The following is an 18,286-nucleotide window of genomic DNA, read 5'->3' as shown; positions in this document are numbered from 1 at the left end:
CTGCCAACTTATCTTTCCCCGGTACACCGGGGCAGGAATTAGCACCTTTTTCCCGATCAAATGCTGATCTGGAAAGGTTGCTAAGGCATCGCAGGGCCAAGTCCCTCCGCCTTTCTGGATAAGTGATGTTAAGAACTGGGTGCAAAGGTAACAGCAGTTTTATCAATTTTCCAAATTTTGACCGGCAAATTTATTTTCGGGCTGCGGGCGTTTCGTTATCTTTAGAGACATTGTTTGACTAACCAACCATATCTTATGCATGTGACCCCCCCGCTCTCGGAAGCGCTTTTCCAGCATATCTGGAAGTGCCGCCTGTACAGGCAGGAAGGCCTGGTAACCACTAACGGCGAAGCCATACAGGTCATTCATCCCGGTACACATAATCATCACAGCGGCCCGGATTTTACCGGCGCCCGGATAAAAATAGGGACTGTTTTATGGGCAGGACCGGTGGAATTACACCTGCGCTCATCCGACTGGTACCGCCATGGTCATGCCGGCAACGCGCAGTACGGGCAGATTATCCTGCATGTGGTGTATGTACATGACCTGCCGGCAGGGATAGGCGGGTATATACGTTGCCTGGAGCTGCAGCCCTATATTTCCAACCTGCTGCTGCAGCGTTATGAAGAACTGCGGCTGTCGGCCGCTTTTGTGCCCTGTAGCGCCCATGCAGGCCGGGTGCCGCCACTGGTGTGGGCGTCGTGGCAGGACAGGCTCCTGGCACAACGCTGGGAGCGGCGCCAGCAGGAGCTGCTGCATTGGCTGTCGCTCAACCGGTACGACTGGGAAGAGACCTGCTATTGGGCCGTAGCCCGCAGTTACGGCGCACCGGTAAATGCGCCGGCTTTCCTGGCGCTGGCACAGTCGCTGCCCTACCGTTTATTACAACAGTACCTCGACCAGCCGCTGGCTACGGAGGCGCTGTTGTTTGGTCAGGCAGGCCTGCTGGAAGACACTTTCTCCGACGTGTATCCCTTACAGTTACAGCGGGAATACCGGCGGCTGCAAATGCAGCACCGGTTGGAACCGTTGCCTGCCCACAGCTGGCGCTGGTTGCGGATGCGGCCGCCTTCCTTCCCATCCATACGTATTGCCACGCTGGCAGCCCTGCTGCAGCGCCACCGGCGCCTGTTTGCCGGTATGCTCGATGTGGCGGCCCGGCGGGAACTGGAACAGCTGTTTTTCGTACACCCGTCGCCGTATTGGCGCAGTCATTACCGGTTTCAACACCTGGTAGCACAAACCCGGCTGCCCGGACGGCAGGCATTGCATGCCGTATTGATCAACAGCGTACTGCCGCTTCTGCATTTGTATGGCCGCTGCTGGCACAGGCCGGATTACCAGGAACTGGCGTTGACATTATTGCAGGAACTGCCGCCGGAAGACAATCATATTATACGGGCATGGGAACAGCTGGGCGTACCCGCCGGACAGGCATTGGGTACCCAGGCCATGCTGGAACTGAAACAGCAGTATTGTGAGCAGAAGCGCTGCCTGGAATGCGCAGTGGGAACGCGGATTCTCTCGCAAAGGTAGTCACGCAAAGGCGCAAAGCAGCAAAGAGCGCAAAGGATTGAATCGAGTAAAAATAAGGAAGCAAAGGGGGAGATCAAATTTGGATCTTCCCCTTTGCTTCCTTTATCGCTTATATAATCTTTGCGCTCTTTGCTGCTTTGCGCCTTTGCGTGATTACCAGTTAAAAGTAACGTCCTGTTTAATATCCGGATGGAGGCTGTACGCTACCGGGCAGGTGTGGGCGGCTCTTTCCAGAATAGTCCTTTCCTTTTCGCCGAGGTTATGGCCGGCCGGCATGTCAAAAACAACCGTGATGCCTGTAATACGGCGGGGTTCTGTACCCATTATCTTGGTGACGCTTACTTTGGTGCCCTCGATGTTCCACTGGCTGTCTCTGGCCTTGATGCCCATGATGGTGAGCATGCAGGAACCCAGAGCGGTAGCTACCAGGTCGGTAGGGGAGAAACGTTCCCCTTTGCCCTGGTTATCAAGCGGGGCGTCGGTTTCAATTACAGTGCCGGATTTCAGGTGGGTGGCAGATGTTCTCAGCTCGCCGGTATAAATTATTTCCGATGTTGCCATAATTTTTATTTTTAGAAGATGTTTTATCCGTTTAATATCACTGTAAAATAAGTGTATTTTTAGTAGATAGGGAAGAGGGGGGAAGATGCGCTGGCAAACTCAAAAAAAATTAGGTACGTTTGTAATATTAATATAACAATACCTTTATCCAAGCGTTTATTTATTACAATAATAGCCCATTCACTGTGAAGAAATTATACATCATCCTATTTTTAGCAACCATCAGCGGCGGGTTGTTCGCGCAAACAACCAACCGGACGCCCATGACTTCTTCTACCAAAAAAAGTGAAAAAGAACAGCGTAAGCTGAAACGCATTGCCGTTTTCAGGGAACAGGAAGAAGGAGAGAATCTTTTCCAGCGTGATTTTTCGGGAGGAGCCCGGCTAAATACCGATGGCTGGTCCGGTTTTGTGGAAATGGGCTACCGCAAGAGCCGGAAAGTGGTGAATTACTTCCAGTTTGAATTTGCAGAGAAAAAAGACCCTAAAGAAACCAAGCGCCAGGGCGCCAACAGCAGCGGTTATTATTTCACAGAACGTCCGTTTATCTATGGGAAAGCCAATAACTTCTACCAGGCTAAGCTGGGTATCGGTCAGCGTTACCTGATTGGCGGCAAAGCCAATAAAAACGGGGTGGAAGTGGATGCGATCTACTATGGCGGCATTACGGTAGGGCTGCTCAAACCTTATTATGTCAACGTAAAAGGCCAGGATGGGGTAGAGCGGGACGTGAAATATGACCCTAATAACCCCAATAATAACTTCCTCAAACAAGACAGGATCATTGGCGCGGCCGGATTTGGCAAAGGATGGAGCGACCTGGATTTTGTACCCGGTTTACACGCCCGGGCCGGCCTCCGGTTCGATTGGGCGCATTTCAATGAAATCGTCAGCGCTTTAGAGGTAGGGGTAAACGCCGAAGCGTATTCAAAAAAGATACAGATCATGGCAGAACAGAAAGATAAACAGTTCTTTTTTAATGCATATGTTAGCCTGCAATTTGGTAAGCGCTGGAATAGGAGATAAGTGTTAACTTTGTTTTTTCAAAAGAAAGGATTCAGCGATGCAAGAACTACCCGTTATAGCAGCAGAACCGGCCACCACCAGAGTGAAGAAGCCTGACTGGCTGCGCGTAAAATTACCGATAGGCGAGAACTACAAACAGGTGAGAAACCTGGTAGATACCCATAAATTACATACCATCTGCGAAAGCGGCAACTGCCCCAATATGGGCGAATGCTGGGGTGCCGGCACAGCCACTTTTATGATCCTGGGTAACATCTGTACCCGCAGCTGTGGCTTCTGTGCCGTAGCTACCGGTCGCCCGGAAGCAGTGGATTTCGATGAGCCACAGCGTGTAGCCGAAGCGATTTACCTCATGAAGGTAAAACATGCGGTGATCACCTCTGTAGACAGGGACGAGCTGAAAGATGGCGGTTCCATCATCTGGGCCAATACCATCAACGCCGTAAGGGCCCTGAATCCCGAAACCACCATGGAAACCCTTATTCCCGACTTCCGTGGCCAATGGGAAAATCTGCAGCGTATTATCGATGTAGCCCCCGAAATCGTTTCCCATAACCTGGAAACGGTGGAAAGGCTCACCAAACAGGTAAGAATTCAAGCTAAATATCACCGCAGCCTCGAAGTGATCCGTCGCCTGAAAGAAGGCGGTATGCGTACCAAAAGCGGTATCATGCTCGGACTGGGAGAAACCAGGGAAGAAGTGGTACAAGCCATGCAGGACCTCTACGATAACGGTTGTGACGTAGTCACCCTGGGCCAGTACCTGCAACCTACTCCCAAACACCTGCCGGTGGTTCGCTTCGTTCATCCGGACGAATTCGCCGAATTACGCGAGATCGGTTACAACATGGGACTCGACTACGTAGAAGCCGGACCGTTAGTAAGATCTTCCTATCACGCAGAGAAACATATTTTCAGCGGTCGTAATAAAGGATAACCGGAGAAGAAAATTCAAGTAATTGTTAAAATCCACCCATTGGGTGGATTTTTGTTTAGAGAAAGTTATCTTAGCGCCTCAATTTCAATTTTACCTAAGTAGCAGATCAGCTGTTACCCTACCTACTCGCTGTTATCGTTGTTGTTGTTGCCGATGGGCTATGCCACGGTGTTAACTGATTAAGCAGCAATTTATCGAACCTACCTGTTCTCCTGCAATTGCAGTGTCGTCGTCGTGGTCATTATTTATCAGATGACTGTGTGCAGAGGAAATCTTTAGCATAATAGAGCATGAGCGCCCTGTAACAGGTGTGTTGGCAGATTTCTCATGCTTATGATTGGTACAATGAAGAACTGAATGTCAAAAGCCTTTTATGAAAAGAGCATTTTACTTTTTGGCTGCTGCCTGTGGATTACTACTATCGCCACACTTGTATGCGCAGCAGCCCGCTGATTCCGTTTTAACCAGCGCCACGCTGCAGGATTGTATCCGGTATGCCCTGGCCCATCAACCGGTACTGAAACAGTCCCGTATTGATGAAGCCATCACCGACCGGACCATCAAAAGCAAGCTGGCCGACTGGTATCCGCAGATCAACCTGGATTATAACATCCAGCATTACCTGGAACTGCCGACCTCCATTTTTGGCGGCAACCCCACTAAGGTAGGTGTGGCCAATACCTCCAACGCAGGTTTTGGACTGAACCAGAATATCTTTACCCGCGACCTGCTGCTGGCCTCCAATACGGCAAAGGATGTACGAAAACAAAGCCGGCAGAATATCGTCCGCACCCAGATAGACGTGGTGGCCGATGTAAGCAAGGCGTATTATGACATTCTGCTGACCAACCAGCAGATACAGGTGTTGGATGAAGATATCATCCGGCTGGAACGTAGTCTCAAAGATGCGCGTAACCAGTATGAAAGTGGTACGGTAGATAAGATCGACTTTAAACGCGCTACTATCTCCCTGAACAATGCCCGCGCACAACAGAAATCTGCCCGCGAAGTGCTCGCCGCCAAACAGGTATACCTGAAACAACTGATGGGTTATCCTGAAAGTGTTGGTAACGTACCACTGGTATATGATACCACACAGATGGCACAACTGGTCACCGGAGAAGATACCACCCTCACCGCCAGCTATCAGAACAGGATCGAATATCAACAACTGCAAACGCAACAGAGCCTGCAGAAAGCCAACCTGCAATACAACAAATGGAGCTTCCTGCCTTCCGTGTCAGCATTTGTAAACTACAACTTCGCCTGGCAGAACCAATCCTTCAGCAAGTTGTACAGTACAGACTATCCCAACTCCCTGCTGGGGCTGAAACTGTCGCTCCCCATTTTCCAGGGCGGCAAACGGATACACAATATCAAAATGGCTGAACTGCAGCTGCAACGGATCGACTACGATTTCACCACCCTGAAAAACCAGATCAATACACAGTATGCACAGGCGATGGCCACTTATAAAAGTAACCTGAACGACTTCAATACACTGAAAGAAAATGTGGCGATGGCACAGGACGTATATAACATGCTGCAACTGCAATACAAGGAAGGCATCAAAACGTACCTGGATGTGCTGATTTCAGAAACAGACCTGCGCACAGCGCAGCTGAGCTATTACAACGCTATGTACCAGGTGCTGTCCAGCAAGATAGACCTGCAAAAAGCATTAGGAACCTTAACTGCAAATTATTAAATGGTAACCGGATCGGATATGAAAAAAATGAACCACTTTGTCTTAATCAGCGCTACCGGCTTGTTGGGCTTCGCTGCCTGTAAAGGACCCGCCCAGAAAGGAGCGCCAGCCCTGCCTCCTACACCAGTAAATATTACGGAGGCATCCGAAGCGCCGGCCATTTATTATGATAAATTCCCCGCTACCGTCACCGCCCTCAATAACGTGGAGCTGCGCTCCCAGGTAGCTGGTTTTATCACCGGTATCTTCTTCAAGGACGGGGAAGTTGTGCAGCAAGGAAAACCCCTGTATGAAATAGACCGTCGCAAATACCAGGCTGCCTACCTGCAGGCAGAAGCCAATATCGCCAGTGCCAAAGCCAATTACAACAGAGCAAAAAAAGACGACGAACGTTACAAACGCCTCGCCGAGCAGGACGCGGTAGCCCGTCAGATACTGGACAATGCAGAAGCTACGCTGGAAACTACCCGCAGCGCCCTCGCTGCCGCGGAAGCCAACCTGGCGGCTGTACGGACAGACCTGGACTATTCCCTCGTAAAAGCACCGTTCACCGGCCGTATCGGTATCTCCCAGGTAAGGCTGGGGGCACAGGTAAGTCCGGGTACTACCTTGTTGAACACGCTCTCCAGCGAAAACCCGATCGCCGTTGACTTTGTGATCAACGAAACAGATATTCCCCGCTTTGCGGCCATGCAGGGCAAAAGCATCGCAGCCGGCGATTCCACCTTCCGCCTGCAACTGCCGGATGGCAGCATGTACCAGCATGAAGGCCGTATACTGGCGATCGACAGAGGGGTAGATAACCAGACTGCCACCGTGAAAGTGAGAATTGAATTCAGCAATCCTGCCAATCAGCTGAAAGATGGCATGAGCGGCGTATTACAGGTACTCAATGAGCAGTCGGGACACCGCCTGATACTGCCGTATAAAGCAGTGACCGAACAGATGGGAGAATTCTTCGTGTTCGTCGCAAAAGACACCATCGCCGTACAGAAAAAAGTACACCTCGGACCGAAGATTGCCGACAAGATCGTAATCATGGACGGTATCCAGGCCGGTGATAAAGTGATTGTAGAAGGCTTCCAGCGTTTGCGCGACAGCGGCCGGATACAGATAGGAATGCCACCCGCACCGGGCGCGCCGCAGAAGAAATAGTTTATTAGTAGAATCAACAGCAGAAACTCATGATTGCAGATACTTTTATAAAAAGGCCGGTTACCGCGATAGTGATCTCTATCGTGCTGGTACTGGTAGGAATACTGGCGATGATGAACCTTGCCATAGGGCAGTATCCTGAGATCTCGCCCCCTACCGTACAGGTGACCGGTAACTATACCGGCGCGGATGCGCAGACGGTAGAGCAAACGGTGGCCACGCCCGTGGAAGTGCAGGTAAACGGTACCCCCGGTATGACCTACATCTCCACCAACAATACCAGCAGCGGGCAGATGAGTATGACGGTTAACTTTGAAGTAGGTACCGACATCAACATTGCCGCATTGGACGTGCAGAACCGGGTAGGCATCGCACAGCCCACCCTGCCGCAGGAAGTACAGCGTTTAGGGTTGACCGTTAGAAAGCGTAACCCCAGCATCCTGATGCTGGTGGCCCTGTACTCACCTAAAGGCACACACGATATTACCTTCCTGGACAACTACACCAACGTGTATGTGAAAGACGCATTGCTGCGTGCCAAAGGGGTGGGTGATATCTTCACCCGTGCGGATGATTTCAGTATGCGTATCTGGCTGAAACCGGATAAGCTGGCGCAGATGGGCGTTACCGCCGAAGACATCCGTGCAGCCCTGGCAGAACAGAACGCGCAGATCACCGCCGGCTCCGTAGGGGCACCGCCACAACAAACCGGACAAACTTTTGAATACAACATCTTCACCAAAGGCCGTCTCACTACGCCGGAAGAATTTGGTAATATCATTATCAAAACCCGTCCGAATGATGGTTCGCTGGTATACCTGAAAGATGTGGCCCGCATACAGCTGGGTAAATTCAACTACGCCGGTAACAACTATGTGGATGGTAAACGTGCGGCCTACCTCCTGGTATACCAGGCGCCGGGTAGTAACGCGCTGGAAACAGCCGCCAACGTGACCGAAGCCATGGAGCAGCTGAAAAAACAGTTCCCCAACGACGTAGATTATGTAGTGCCGTTCGAGTCCGTATCGGTGGTGAAAGTGTCGATAGAAGAAGTGGTGCATACACTGGTAGAAGCCCTGATACTGGTGGTGATCGTGGTGTTCCTGTTCCTGCAGAGCTGGAGGGCCACCATTATCCCGATTCTGGCTATTCCGGTGTCGATTATCGCTACGTTTATCTTCTTCATTCCGCTGGGCTTTACCATCAATACCCTGACCCTGTTCGGTTTCGTACTGGCCATTGGTATTGTGGTGGATGACGCCATTGTGGTGGTGGAAGCGGTGCAACATAATATAGACCACGAGAAGATGTCGCCAAAAGACGCTACCATACAGGCGATGAAAGAGATCTCCGGACCGGTAATCGCTATCGCGCTGATCCTGGCCGCAGTATTCGTGCCGGTAGGATTTATTCCCGGTATCGTAGGACGCCTGTACCAGCAGTTCGCCATCACTATTGCGATCTCCGTGCTGATCTCCGCTTTTGTGGCGCTGTCGCTGACACCGGCGTTGTGTATGTTGCTGCTGAAGCCCATGCACCTCGATAAAGATTCCAAAGGGCTGAACAAGTTCTTCTACAAATTTAACCGCTGGTTTGGCCATACTACTTCCCGTTATTCTATGGGCGTGAAGAAAAGCATCCGGTTTGCGCGTTTCGCCATGATCCTGCTGCTTTGCGTTTTCGTAGGTACGGTGATGTTATTCAAAGCCAAACCGACCGGCTTTATTCCTACGGAAGATGAAGGTCGTCTGATCATCACCTTCGACCTGCCGGAATCCTCTTCCACAGAGCGTACTGTAGCTGTGATGAGCCAGATGATGAAAGACCTCGACTCCATGCCGGGTATTAATCACTATGCGGCATTGGGCGGTTTGAATGCGGTGAACTTCTCTACCAAATCCAACAGTGCTACTATCTTCTGTTCCCTGAAACCCTGGAGCGAGCGTAAAGCTGATTCTCTCCAGATATTCGGGATGGTAGCTGCCGTACAGAAAAAACTCAGCAAATACAAGGAAGCCAATGTGGTGGTAATTCCGCCGCCGGCGATTCCTGGTCTGGGTCAGACTGCCGGTTTCTCCTTTGTATTACAACAGAAAGGAAGCGGCGATATTAAAGCCTTTGAAGGCGTATTGCAGCAGTTTGTAGCCGCTGTCAACAAACGTCCGGAGATAGCCCGTGCCTTCTCCTTCTTTACGGCCCGTACGCCCGGCTATCAGCTGGATATTGACCGTGAAAAAGCCAAGAAGATGGGCGTGAAGATCTCCGATATCGCCACTGCTTTACAGACCTATATGGGGAGTGCGTATATCAACGACTTCACCGTATATGGCCGTAACTTCCGCGTGGTAACGCAGGCGGATTCTTCCTATCGCGGAGACATTAAAAACCTGGGTCAGTTTTTTGTACGCAACACTTCCGGCGCTATGGTGCCGCTGAGTGCGCTCACGTCCTATAAAGTGATCGAAAACGCGCCGGTGATCTCCCATTACAACCTGTTCCGTTCTGCGGAAATCAACGGTAACCCGGCTCCGGGCTATAGTAGTGGTGATGCCATCAATGCGTTGAAGGAAGTGGCAGCACAGGTGCTTCCGGAAGGTTATGGATATGAGTTCTCCGGTTTGAGCCGTGAGGAGATATTATCCGGTTCCAAAACCGTATATATCTTCGCGTTATCCATCATCTTCGTATTCCTGTTCCTGGCGGCGCTTTACGAGAGCTGGTCAGTACCGTTCTCCGTGCTGCTGGCCGTACCGATCGGCGCCTTCGGTGCTATCACGGTACTCACGTTCCTGCCTAAACTGAGCAACAACGTATATGCGCAGATTGGTTTGATTACCCTCATCGGTCTGTCGGCTAAAAACGCCATCCTGATCGTAGAGTTTGCCAAAGAACGTGTAGACAGGGGCATGGATCTGGTGACCGCCGCCGTAGAAGCAGCCAAACTGCGTCTGCGTCCGATCATTATGACATCGTTGGCCTTCCTGCTGGGTATTATGCCGTTGGTATTATCTTCCGGCGCCGGTGCGGAAGCCCGTAAAACCATGGGCTGGACGGTACTGGGTGGTATGTTTACCGCTACCTTCCTGGCTATCTTCATTGTACCGGTGCTGTATGTGGTGATCACCCGTCTGGCATATGGTAAAGAGAAGCTGAAGAAGATGAAAGAGAATTACCAGGCAGTACCGGAACATGATATACAAGGGAAACTCTGATAGCCATGATTATCGCTGATTTACGAAGATAAAAACGAATGGCTTAAAACTATAGGCCCCCATTGATACTATCAATGGGGGCTTTTTTATAAGTTGTCGTTATCTTCCGGTGTTTCCGGATCTATTTGTTGCAGTTGCCATTCCGTATAGCCTACCATGTACATGGCGCCTGTTACGACGGCGCCAACGGTGATGTACCAGAACCAGTCTGTTTGCCTGTCGAAGAAGAGCGCGCAGGCGAGGCCGGCAGGTATCAGAATAAAACCGATACGCCTGGAAATATAGGCGGCATGCCGATTGGCAGCCTGCCACATTTCAGGGCTGCGGGTGGCCAGGGCACTACGGTAGCCGTACCATGATTTGCTGCTTTCAGGTGGGTAACGCCGGATAAAATACCCCATAAAAACGAAGATGATCCCAGCGAAAATAGCTGCATTACAGTAGGTGGAATGCACGAAATTCATGAACATGGGAGAGGGGTTTGGTTACTATAAGTTACGAAAAAAATATAGTTATCAGAAATAGCTTTCGGGACTGTATCCCAGGAAAATGGATATTTTCATAAAGAAAAAAGCTCCTGATGTATCAGGAGCTTTTTTAAAAATCAGATGCGTATAGCCGTTACTGTTTAGTAGAATCCGCCGTTGCCGCTGGCTTCTTTTTGCCGAACAGGTTATTGATCGTGTTTTTCACCGACTCACCGGCTTGTTTACCCACATTCTCCAGTGGTTTACCGTTTCCGGTAGAATCTTTTTTACCGCTCAACTGGTTTTTCAGTTCGTCTTTCAATGCGTTGACTGCATTGTTTTTGATCTGGTTCACCGAATCACGCACTACGTTTTTAACGGTATCGATTTTATTTTTTACCAGCTCTGTGGCCTGGTTTTTCAGGTTGTTGGCGCTTTCTTTCAGGTCTGTTTTGAGAGATGGTTTCATGATATTCCCAGCCATCAGTACCTGCAGGTGTACGCTGTCGCCCAGGTTGACAGGGATGCCTTTATTCTGCGCCTGTGAAACGAGGTTGTTAACCAGTGTGTTGCCTGCATTACCCATTAAGCTGCGGGGCAGCGCCAGTTGCAGGGTATAGTCAAGCGACTGGTCGAAGCCATGGGAGCCGGCGATGTTCATGGTAACACCATTGACCGCCACTTTGAACGGATTCACTTTTACGCGGCCGTTTTCAAAGGCGAAGTAGTTTTTGATATCCCGCAGGGAGATGTCTTTCAGCTGGGATACGTTGAGGGTATTGGCCAGTTGGTCTACCGGAGCGAATTGTTTCAGGAAGCCCTGTATCAGCAGGAGGTTACCATCACCGGTGAGGGTGTTGAGTTCGGGGCTCATGTCTTTACCGAGTTTACCATGCATCTTCAGTTGCGATGTGATTTTGCCGGACAGGAATTTACCGATCGGCATCAGTTTTTGTACAGTGTTGAAGGTATAGAAGGTTTGTTGTACGTCGAGGTTTTGCACATCGTAGGCAACGTTGATATCCGGGTTCGTCTTGCTGTTTTTGGTGCTGTAGCTGCCGTTGATTTCCATGGTACCCTGTAATGCGTTGGCTTTCAGTTGTTGCATGGTCAGGGTTTCATCTTTTAGCAGCAGGGTGCCGGTAACGTTATTCAGTTCTGCTTTATCATATAAAACCTTGCCTACAGCGGTCTGCAGGCTGATGTTCAGGTTGGCCGGTACGGCAAACGGTATCATCGCAGCAGAATCAACTTTAGCAGGGGCTTTCCCATCGGTGTTGCTGGTGGTGCCCATAAATTTGTTCACATTCACCTGGTCGGCTTTGAAGTTGAGCCGGCCATCGAGCGGCGCGTTTTTAAACGTATAGGCGAGCAGGTTATTTACTTCTCCGTTGGCTTCGAAGTTGCTACCCAGGTATTGACCGCTTAGTTCTTTTACAGTCACGTTTTTGGGATTGAATTGCAGCAAGAGATTTTTTACGTTGATGCCATCGGGATAGTCTTTGCTTTTATACAGCATATTGCTGAGTTGCAGCGTGCCGGCGGCATAGAAACGGTCGTACTGTTGTTTTTCGATAGCGCTCATGTTGCCTTTGGCGGAGATGTCTGCATCCAGGAGGCCGCTGAGGGCGGTGCCTGTTTCCAGTTTAACGAACTGGGTGATTTTAGACAGGTCTATTTTGCCTTTGGCGGCGCCGTCGAGGTACATATCGGATACCGGAGTTTTCACTTGCAGGCGCAGGTCCAACGGGGTGTTATCCATCTCAAGGTGACCGGTAGGCATATCCACCACGGTATGATCAGGAACGCCATCCGGGTTGCTGACTTTCATCGCGATCTGGATATTTTTCACCGGTTTAGGCAGGTCCGGATATTGGAAGAAACCATCTTTTACGTTGAGGTCCAATCCGAAAGCCGGCATTTGTACCGGGGAATAGTTGCCTTTTACATATCCGCCGAAAGCGGCTTTACCGCTGGTTTTGATTTTGTCGAAATCAGCTTTATAGACGGTGGGAACGAGCGACAGCAGGTCTTTGAAGTTGGTAGACGGTGCTTTAAAGCTGAGGTCCATGCCGTAAGTGGAGTCGTTGACCAGCTTAAAGAAGCCTTGCAGGGCTATTTCAAGGCTGTTGAGCGCTGCTTTACCATCTTTCAGTGTATACGTACTCGTGGTATTATCGATCTGGATATCAGCATCCAGTTTGGTTTTTACGCTATTGAGATAAGGGATGGGACCGTAGCGGAAGGTGATGCCATCTGCTACGGTGCTGGTGGAAAGGGTGAACTGGTCTTGTGTGAAATCGCCTTTCCCCTGGTGGGTGAGGCCATCGATGATCAGTTGCATATTGCCCTGTTGATCGTCGTAGCTGATTTTTGCATCTTCGATTTTATATTGCTGCAGGCTCAGGGCGAAGCTGGTTTTGGCGGTATCCGCCGGGCTGGCCTGGGTGGTGGTGTCTGGCTTGGTAATATTCCAGTTGGCAGCGCCATTTCTGTGCACTACTGCGTATATGCGTGGGTTGATAAGGGCCACATTATAGATATCCATTTTACCGCCCTTGATGATGCTCATGAGGTCGAGGGCTACATCTATCTGTTTAACTGCCAGCAGGGTATCTCCGTCAAATTCGCCGGTACCGGTCACCTGAAGCTGATCGAGTCCTACTGCCAGTCGCGGGAAATGCCGGAACAGGCTGATATCCACGTCTTTAAAGTCAACTTTGGCTGTCAGGTGTTTATTCAGTTCTGTTTTTACTTTGGCGATGATCTTATCCTTAAAGAAATAAGGAATGGCGATAGCCGCCAGAATAAGTACTACCAGTGTAACCGCTACAATCTTCAGGATTTTTTTGAGCATAGGTTATCTTTTAAATTTTATGAATGTGAAGGTAGTTTTTTCCCGGAAAGGAGCAAAGCTCCCAGGGGATAGAATCGCCCCTTCCTGTCATTTTTACTATTTTTGCGCTAATCGTGAAAATATCAGACGTATGACACCAGAAAGAAAAGAGCGGATACTCAACACCCTGAACAGGCGACAAGCCAATTTGACAGTTGTATTGGAAGATGTGCAGGACCCGCATAACGTTTCTGCCGTATTACGTACCTGTGATGCCGTAGGTATCCAGGATGTGTATGTGATCAGTACCATGGCCCCGCGCCAAAAGAAATGGGGGCACAGAAGCAGCAGCAGTGCGATCCAGTGGCTCACTATCCATGAGTTTGACAGTATAGAAGAATGTGTGGCCGCCCTGCGTGCCCGGTACGACAAGATTCTAACCACACATTTGTCCGCCGACGCCATCGGCCTCTATGACATCGATTTTACCGGCTCTGTAGCCCTGGTATTCGGTAACGAACAAAATGGTGTCAGTGAAAAAATCAGGTCGCTGGCAGATGGTAATTTTATTATCCCGCAGATGGGGATTATCAAATCCCTGAATATCTCTGTGGCTTGTGCCGTGAGCATTTATGAGGCTATGCGGCAGAAAAAACTGGCCGGTCATTATGATAAGCCTGGGTTGCCGCCTGAACAATATAATACCCTGGCTGAAGCGTGGGGTTATGAAATAGAAGAAGAGGGGGAATAAGCCCCTCTTTTTTTATGTTGGAACGCGTCCAAATCAACTTTTGAATGGTTAACTTTGACAATTAACATAAATAATTTTATTATTGAGTGTTACCTGACATCACTCAGTACCCATAAATTATCAGATTAAATGGATTACCCTAAAGAACTCGAACAACTGCAGCAAACATTAAAAAATAAAAGCTTATCTGTCCTTGTTGGTGCGGGCTTTAGTAAAAATGTTCATGATAAGTTGTTTCTGTCGTGGTGGGAGTTGTTGGATAAAATGGTACGAAGGATGAATGTGAAAGTGTACCCAACTGCCTTTGAACGAATAAATGGTATAAAGGCGACAGAGGATGACGAAAGATTCAAGTCGTTTGTTACTTCACAGGTGAACCAATACTTAGAACAGACCGACTATCTACAGGTGATATCTGACTACATCCGCAAAATGGGATATCGAGAGACTGTGGACGTTTGCATTGAAGAAAATATTCCAAGGGCAATTCGGCAAAATGGGAAACTTTTTTTAAGGCAATCTGACAACGGCACATTTATGGATACAGAAATAAGTCAACATGATCTGGAAGTCCATAGAAAACTAATAAAACTGCCATGGAATAATATTTACACTACAAATTATGATAACCTTCTCGAATTTTGTGTTGATACTACAGTCATTACTGGATTGGAGGATCAGGTAAAAGAATACATAGATGAGATTTTAATGTTGGAACAAAACATTCAAAATAGCACTATGAACTTTGATGAGTTGAATGGTGAGCTTTCTCGTATTGAGGAAGATTCTACAGAATTTAGCGGAAAGGGTGAAGAGTTGTTGAGAAAAAAGAATAAACTCGCTTATCAAATCCAATATGAACAGTCTCAAGTGGAGGCACTAAATCGGAAAAAATGGGAGTTGCAAGATGCCATAAATGACTCCTACAACGTTGTTAGACATTCTTCCGAATTAGCTCTTAAACGCAATAGAAATATTATAAAACTGCACGGTTCGTTGCCCGAAAATGATAGTGATCCCTTTGGTTTTGATAATGAGTATAATAAGCGATATATTATTTCGAGTGAGGATTATGAGCATTATCCTATACGTCATGAGGCATTTACGCAGCTGATGAGAATATCACTATTGCAAGGATGCTTTTGTCTAATCGGATTTTCAGGTGATGATGCGAATTTTATGGCATGGATATCCTGGATAAGGACTGTGATCATGCGCGAACGAAGAGATGATAAAGAGGATACAAAAATATACTTTATTGATGCTCGCGCTACTCAACCTGCAGATTCTCATAAGCAGCAATTTTATAAAAATCATAGAATTGTACATATTCCTCTAGGTCATTCAAGTTGTATTGATTTTCTCGAAAAAATGTCAGATAAGCCAATAAGCCCTGGGAATACTCGTGATTTGCTAAACAGATTAATGGATTATTTGGCCGACATTTCTGTTCCTGACTTGCCTCAAATTTCATATGAAATGATGGCTAGGGAAAAATATGAGCAATATTGGATAAAAACACGGATAACCAAAGGTTCCTCAAAAGAGGAAAGTATTTTAAAGGTATGTGAAACTTATTATAAGTTAAAAGAATTGAAACCATATAATCGCATACCGTCTTTTGATTATTTGCATAACCATTATAAATGTGAGTTTATCTTGGCAGCCAGTGATCTATATCCCAAAGATGGATTGCATGAGGAAGTTGAAGTTACACTTTTGGGTACAATTGTTCTGGCATTGGAGGACTTGTATCTTCCCTATTCTTGTCTTATAACAGATAAAAAATTCAAACAACTATTAGACCGATCAAAGAGCGTATCAACAGATTTATATTATAGTTACCTGAAAATTGATGCAAAAGATGCTATTTGGAAGGCGAATAGCAAGCGGGTAAAAAAGATATTGCGACAACTAGCGAAGATCAAAACTGAAAGTTATGCGAATGATGTGGTTACTTTGAGCCTGATGGAAGCCGCAGTGATGTTTCGGTTCAATAAAATGAGCAAAATCCTCAACGATAATTTTAATTCCTCTTTCAGGAATACCTCTCTTGCTGGATATTGGTTGTTTTCTGACCGGAAGAAAGGGTTGAAACAGATTAAAGAACAAACGTATAATCTTGCTCAGGAGTATTTGTATGCAATGGAGATTAAACACATGCTCCTTGCAGGAGAACAAGATGAGAATTTGCTTGAAAAGCGACAGAGATTGCAACAGAAAGGACTCCGGTTGCTAAGCGATAACCAGAAATATGCACTTGCGTTGTTCAATAATGAAAAGAATAGAATCGCACCATACGAATCCGATGAGACTATTGGAAGTCCCTTTTTGTTTGAGAATTCTGATAAAATTGTATCGAGTATACAATTATTAGGGATGATGTTAGAAACAGGCCTTCATTTTTCTGGAGATAGATTTTATCTTCAGGATAAAGATAGAGTATATCCGGTTTTTGAGCAGGTATACCAACGATATCCCTTGCCGGTTTTGTTTTTTGCCTTTCAATACGGTGACCCAAAATATATCAAACGAATTGGACAGGATTATGCATACAACACCGATATTTCTGTGAATCCAAAACAATTGTTTGAGTTTTTATCTGTTGCATACGAAGAATCGCATACCCCTGCCAGGTATAACAAAAACATACTTACTTTCTTGACTGAGTTTATCATCATCATCGAACCTAAAATATGGCAACCTTTTTTGTTAAAAGTGTGGATGACGGAAAGAGAGAATGGTCGTTTGTTTGATGAAGACAAAAGAAATAGACTCGACTTTATTAAATCAGGGCTCCGCTACTGTCAGGATGTTGGTGTAGTGTCAGAAGTAATAACAGATTGCCTCCAAATAGCAGTTGAAAACAAGATGTGTATTAATAGTGCTATTGACTACTTGTTTATCTTGGCCAAAAATCCGTTCCTGGAATCATTAAAGGGTGTCAAAAAACAAATCGATTCTATTGTCATAGATAAAATGCTGCTGATCTTGCCTAAGATTCCTGATTACTTATTTATCCTTGGAAATATCCATATCTTTTTAAGTAAGACGCAAGTCGAACAAATCAAGCATGCCTTGCTTGAAATGGACTATACAGCTATTAGATCTCCAAATCTATGGTCGGTTGCAACATATTACTGTAAAAGAGATACGAAATTACAGGAGAAAGTCATTGGCGAACTTTTAAGAAGCCCTCATCTATGGGCGACGGGAATTTCCTTGACTCCTGAGGGGAGGATGTCCTGGTCCAGTAAAAGTAGCTTTGTAAAGCTAAGAGAATTAAGTGGTAGCGATCATAAAGACGATCTAGGGCTTGTATTCTCTAATAGAGATGTATTGGAGTTATATGCCAAAATGAAACCTAAATTTGAAGAAATAAAGGCTTTTAGGAGTAAAAGGGCAGCGAGGTTTAATGATTTTTTTTCCTTGTTGCAAGAAATGAATTGGTTTCTAGATATGGAGTTGGATAGGCTGAAATTACAACCTGATTTCAATAGAATTCGCTCCGAGGTTATACAATTGTGCTTTGATGGTAGTGCTGAGCGACATACATTAAAAGGGCTTACTTCAGATGATATCTCCAGCATTAATGAGGCGATAACTGAAATAACAGTGGCGTTATTCGATAAGTCCGAATTTGACAAACATAAATCATACATACAATTAGTGATAAGTAAAGTCCAGTTGAAAAGCGGACCAGGACTGATCCTCTGTCTGGAATACTTAGTTGCATGGTGCGAATATCTTCCCAAAAAGAATATGTATGAACTCAATAGTGGATTGTTGGAAATTCTGAATTTGTATAAAGGTCAGTATCCTGAACAGGTTGCTATCCCTATAGTTGAAGAGCTGCTGGTAAGACTGGCAGTAGTGCTTTCAAATTGGAATCTTAACAATGAAGATGTTGTTTATTTCTTATCGCTTATTGAAAAAAGCCGATATAATAATGTTAGGTTTAACTTGAAGCAAAAATTGAAAAATGGACTTAATTTGTCTCTATAAATCTTGAATAACTATAGTTATGATTTTAATCTGCTTAAAGTTAATTAACTGTTCACTGACACACTTTATATAATACTCTCGTCCTGGATA

General features: G+C 46.9%; 11 protein-coding genes and 1 riboswitch. Of the genes, 8 read left to right on the top strand and 3 right to left on the bottom strand.

Annotated elements, in window-relative coordinates; all coding sequences use genetic code 11:
• Window positions 1–5: 5 nt before the first annotated feature.
• A riboswitch (SAM riboswitch) is annotated at window positions 6–125 on the bottom strand.
• A 130-nt stretch (window positions 126–255) separates the two neighbouring features.
• Entirely contained in the window at window positions 256–1,539 is a 1,284-nt protein-coding gene (locus ICL07_RS08365) for a DUF2851 family protein (RefSeq protein WP_188087464.1), read from the top strand.
• Between the two features lie 153 nt (window positions 1,540–1,692).
• Here ICL07_RS08365 and ICL07_RS08360 read toward each other — a convergent pair whose 3' ends face one another.
• A complete protein-coding gene (locus tag ICL07_RS08360) occupies window positions 1,693–2,100 on the bottom strand; it encodes an OsmC family protein (protein WP_188087463.1) in 408 nt (135 codons plus the stop codon).
• A gap of 185 nt (window positions 2,101–2,285) precedes the next feature.
• Here ICL07_RS08360 and ICL07_RS08355 point away from each other — a divergent pair, with 185 nt between their 5' ends.
• The 5 genes from ICL07_RS08355 (at window position 2,286) to ICL07_RS08335 (ending at window position 10,137) form a co-directional block, all read left to right on the top strand.
• On the top strand, window positions 2,286–3,125 hold the full coding sequence (locus tag ICL07_RS08355; RefSeq protein ID WP_188087462.1) for a hypothetical protein: 840 nt from the start codon (window positions 2,286–2,288) through the stop codon (window positions 3,123–3,125).
• 37 nt (window positions 3,126–3,162) lie between these two features.
• On the top strand, window positions 3,163–4,062 hold the full coding sequence (gene lipA, locus ICL07_RS08350) for a lipoyl synthase (RefSeq protein WP_188087461.1): 900 nt from the start codon (window positions 3,163–3,165) through the stop codon (window positions 4,060–4,062).
• Between the two features lie 373 nt (window positions 4,063–4,435).
• Window positions 4,436–5,770 carry a TolC family protein gene (locus tag ICL07_RS08345; protein WP_188087460.1) on the top strand — a complete coding sequence of 445 codons (1,335 nt, stop codon included), beginning with the start codon at window positions 4,436–4,438 and terminating at the stop codon, window positions 5,768–5,770.
• A gap of 18 nt (window positions 5,771–5,788) precedes the next feature.
• Entirely contained in the window at window positions 5,789–6,925 is a 1,137-nt protein-coding gene (locus tag ICL07_RS08340) for an efflux RND transporter periplasmic adaptor subunit (protein WP_188087459.1), read from the top strand.
• 29 nt (window positions 6,926–6,954) lie between these two features.
• Window positions 6,955–10,137 (top strand): efflux RND transporter permease subunit, encoded by a 3,183-nt coding sequence (locus ICL07_RS08335; RefSeq protein ID WP_188087458.1) that lies wholly within the window; start codon window positions 6,955–6,957, stop codon window positions 10,135–10,137.
• An 86-nt stretch (window positions 10,138–10,223) separates the two neighbouring features.
• Here ICL07_RS08335 and ICL07_RS08330 read toward each other — a convergent pair whose 3' ends face one another.
• Together ICL07_RS08330 and ICL07_RS08325 are read right to left on the bottom strand one after the other, a co-directional pair.
• Window positions 10,224–10,607 carry an SdpI family protein gene (locus ICL07_RS08330; RefSeq protein ID WP_188087457.1) on the bottom strand — a complete coding sequence of 128 codons (384 nt, stop codon included), beginning with the start codon at window positions 10,605–10,607 and terminating at the stop codon, window positions 10,224–10,226.
• Window positions 10,608–10,758: 151 nt separating this feature from the next.
• The gene (locus ICL07_RS08325) at window positions 10,759–13,461 is read right to left on the bottom strand and encodes an AsmA-like C-terminal region-containing protein (protein WP_188087456.1); all 2,703 of its coding nucleotides are present in this window, start codon (window positions 13,459–13,461) and stop codon (window positions 10,759–10,761) included.
• 130 nt (window positions 13,462–13,591) lie between these two features.
• Here ICL07_RS08325 and ICL07_RS08320 point away from each other — a divergent pair, with 130 nt between their 5' ends.
• Both ICL07_RS08320 and ICL07_RS08315 read left to right on the top strand, forming a co-directional pair.
• Entirely contained in the window at window positions 13,592–14,191 is a 600-nt protein-coding gene (locus ICL07_RS08320) for a TrmH family RNA methyltransferase (RefSeq protein WP_188087455.1), read from the top strand.
• A gap of 129 nt (window positions 14,192–14,320) precedes the next feature.
• Window positions 14,321–18,196 carry an SIR2 family protein gene (locus ICL07_RS08315; RefSeq protein WP_188087454.1) on the top strand — a complete coding sequence of 1,292 codons (3,876 nt, stop codon included), beginning with the start codon at window positions 14,321–14,323 and terminating at the stop codon, window positions 18,194–18,196.
• Window positions 18,197–18,286: the final 90 nt, after the last annotated feature.

Origin of the sequence: Chitinophaga qingshengii, from assembly GCF_014529935.1 — a bacterium.
GTDB classification, from domain to species: Bacteria; Bacteroidota; Bacteroidia; order Chitinophagales; family Chitinophagaceae; genus Chitinophaga; species Chitinophaga qingshengii.
Note: the sequence above shows the minus strand (reverse complement) of the source record. Positions and strands in the feature narration are given on the sequence as shown.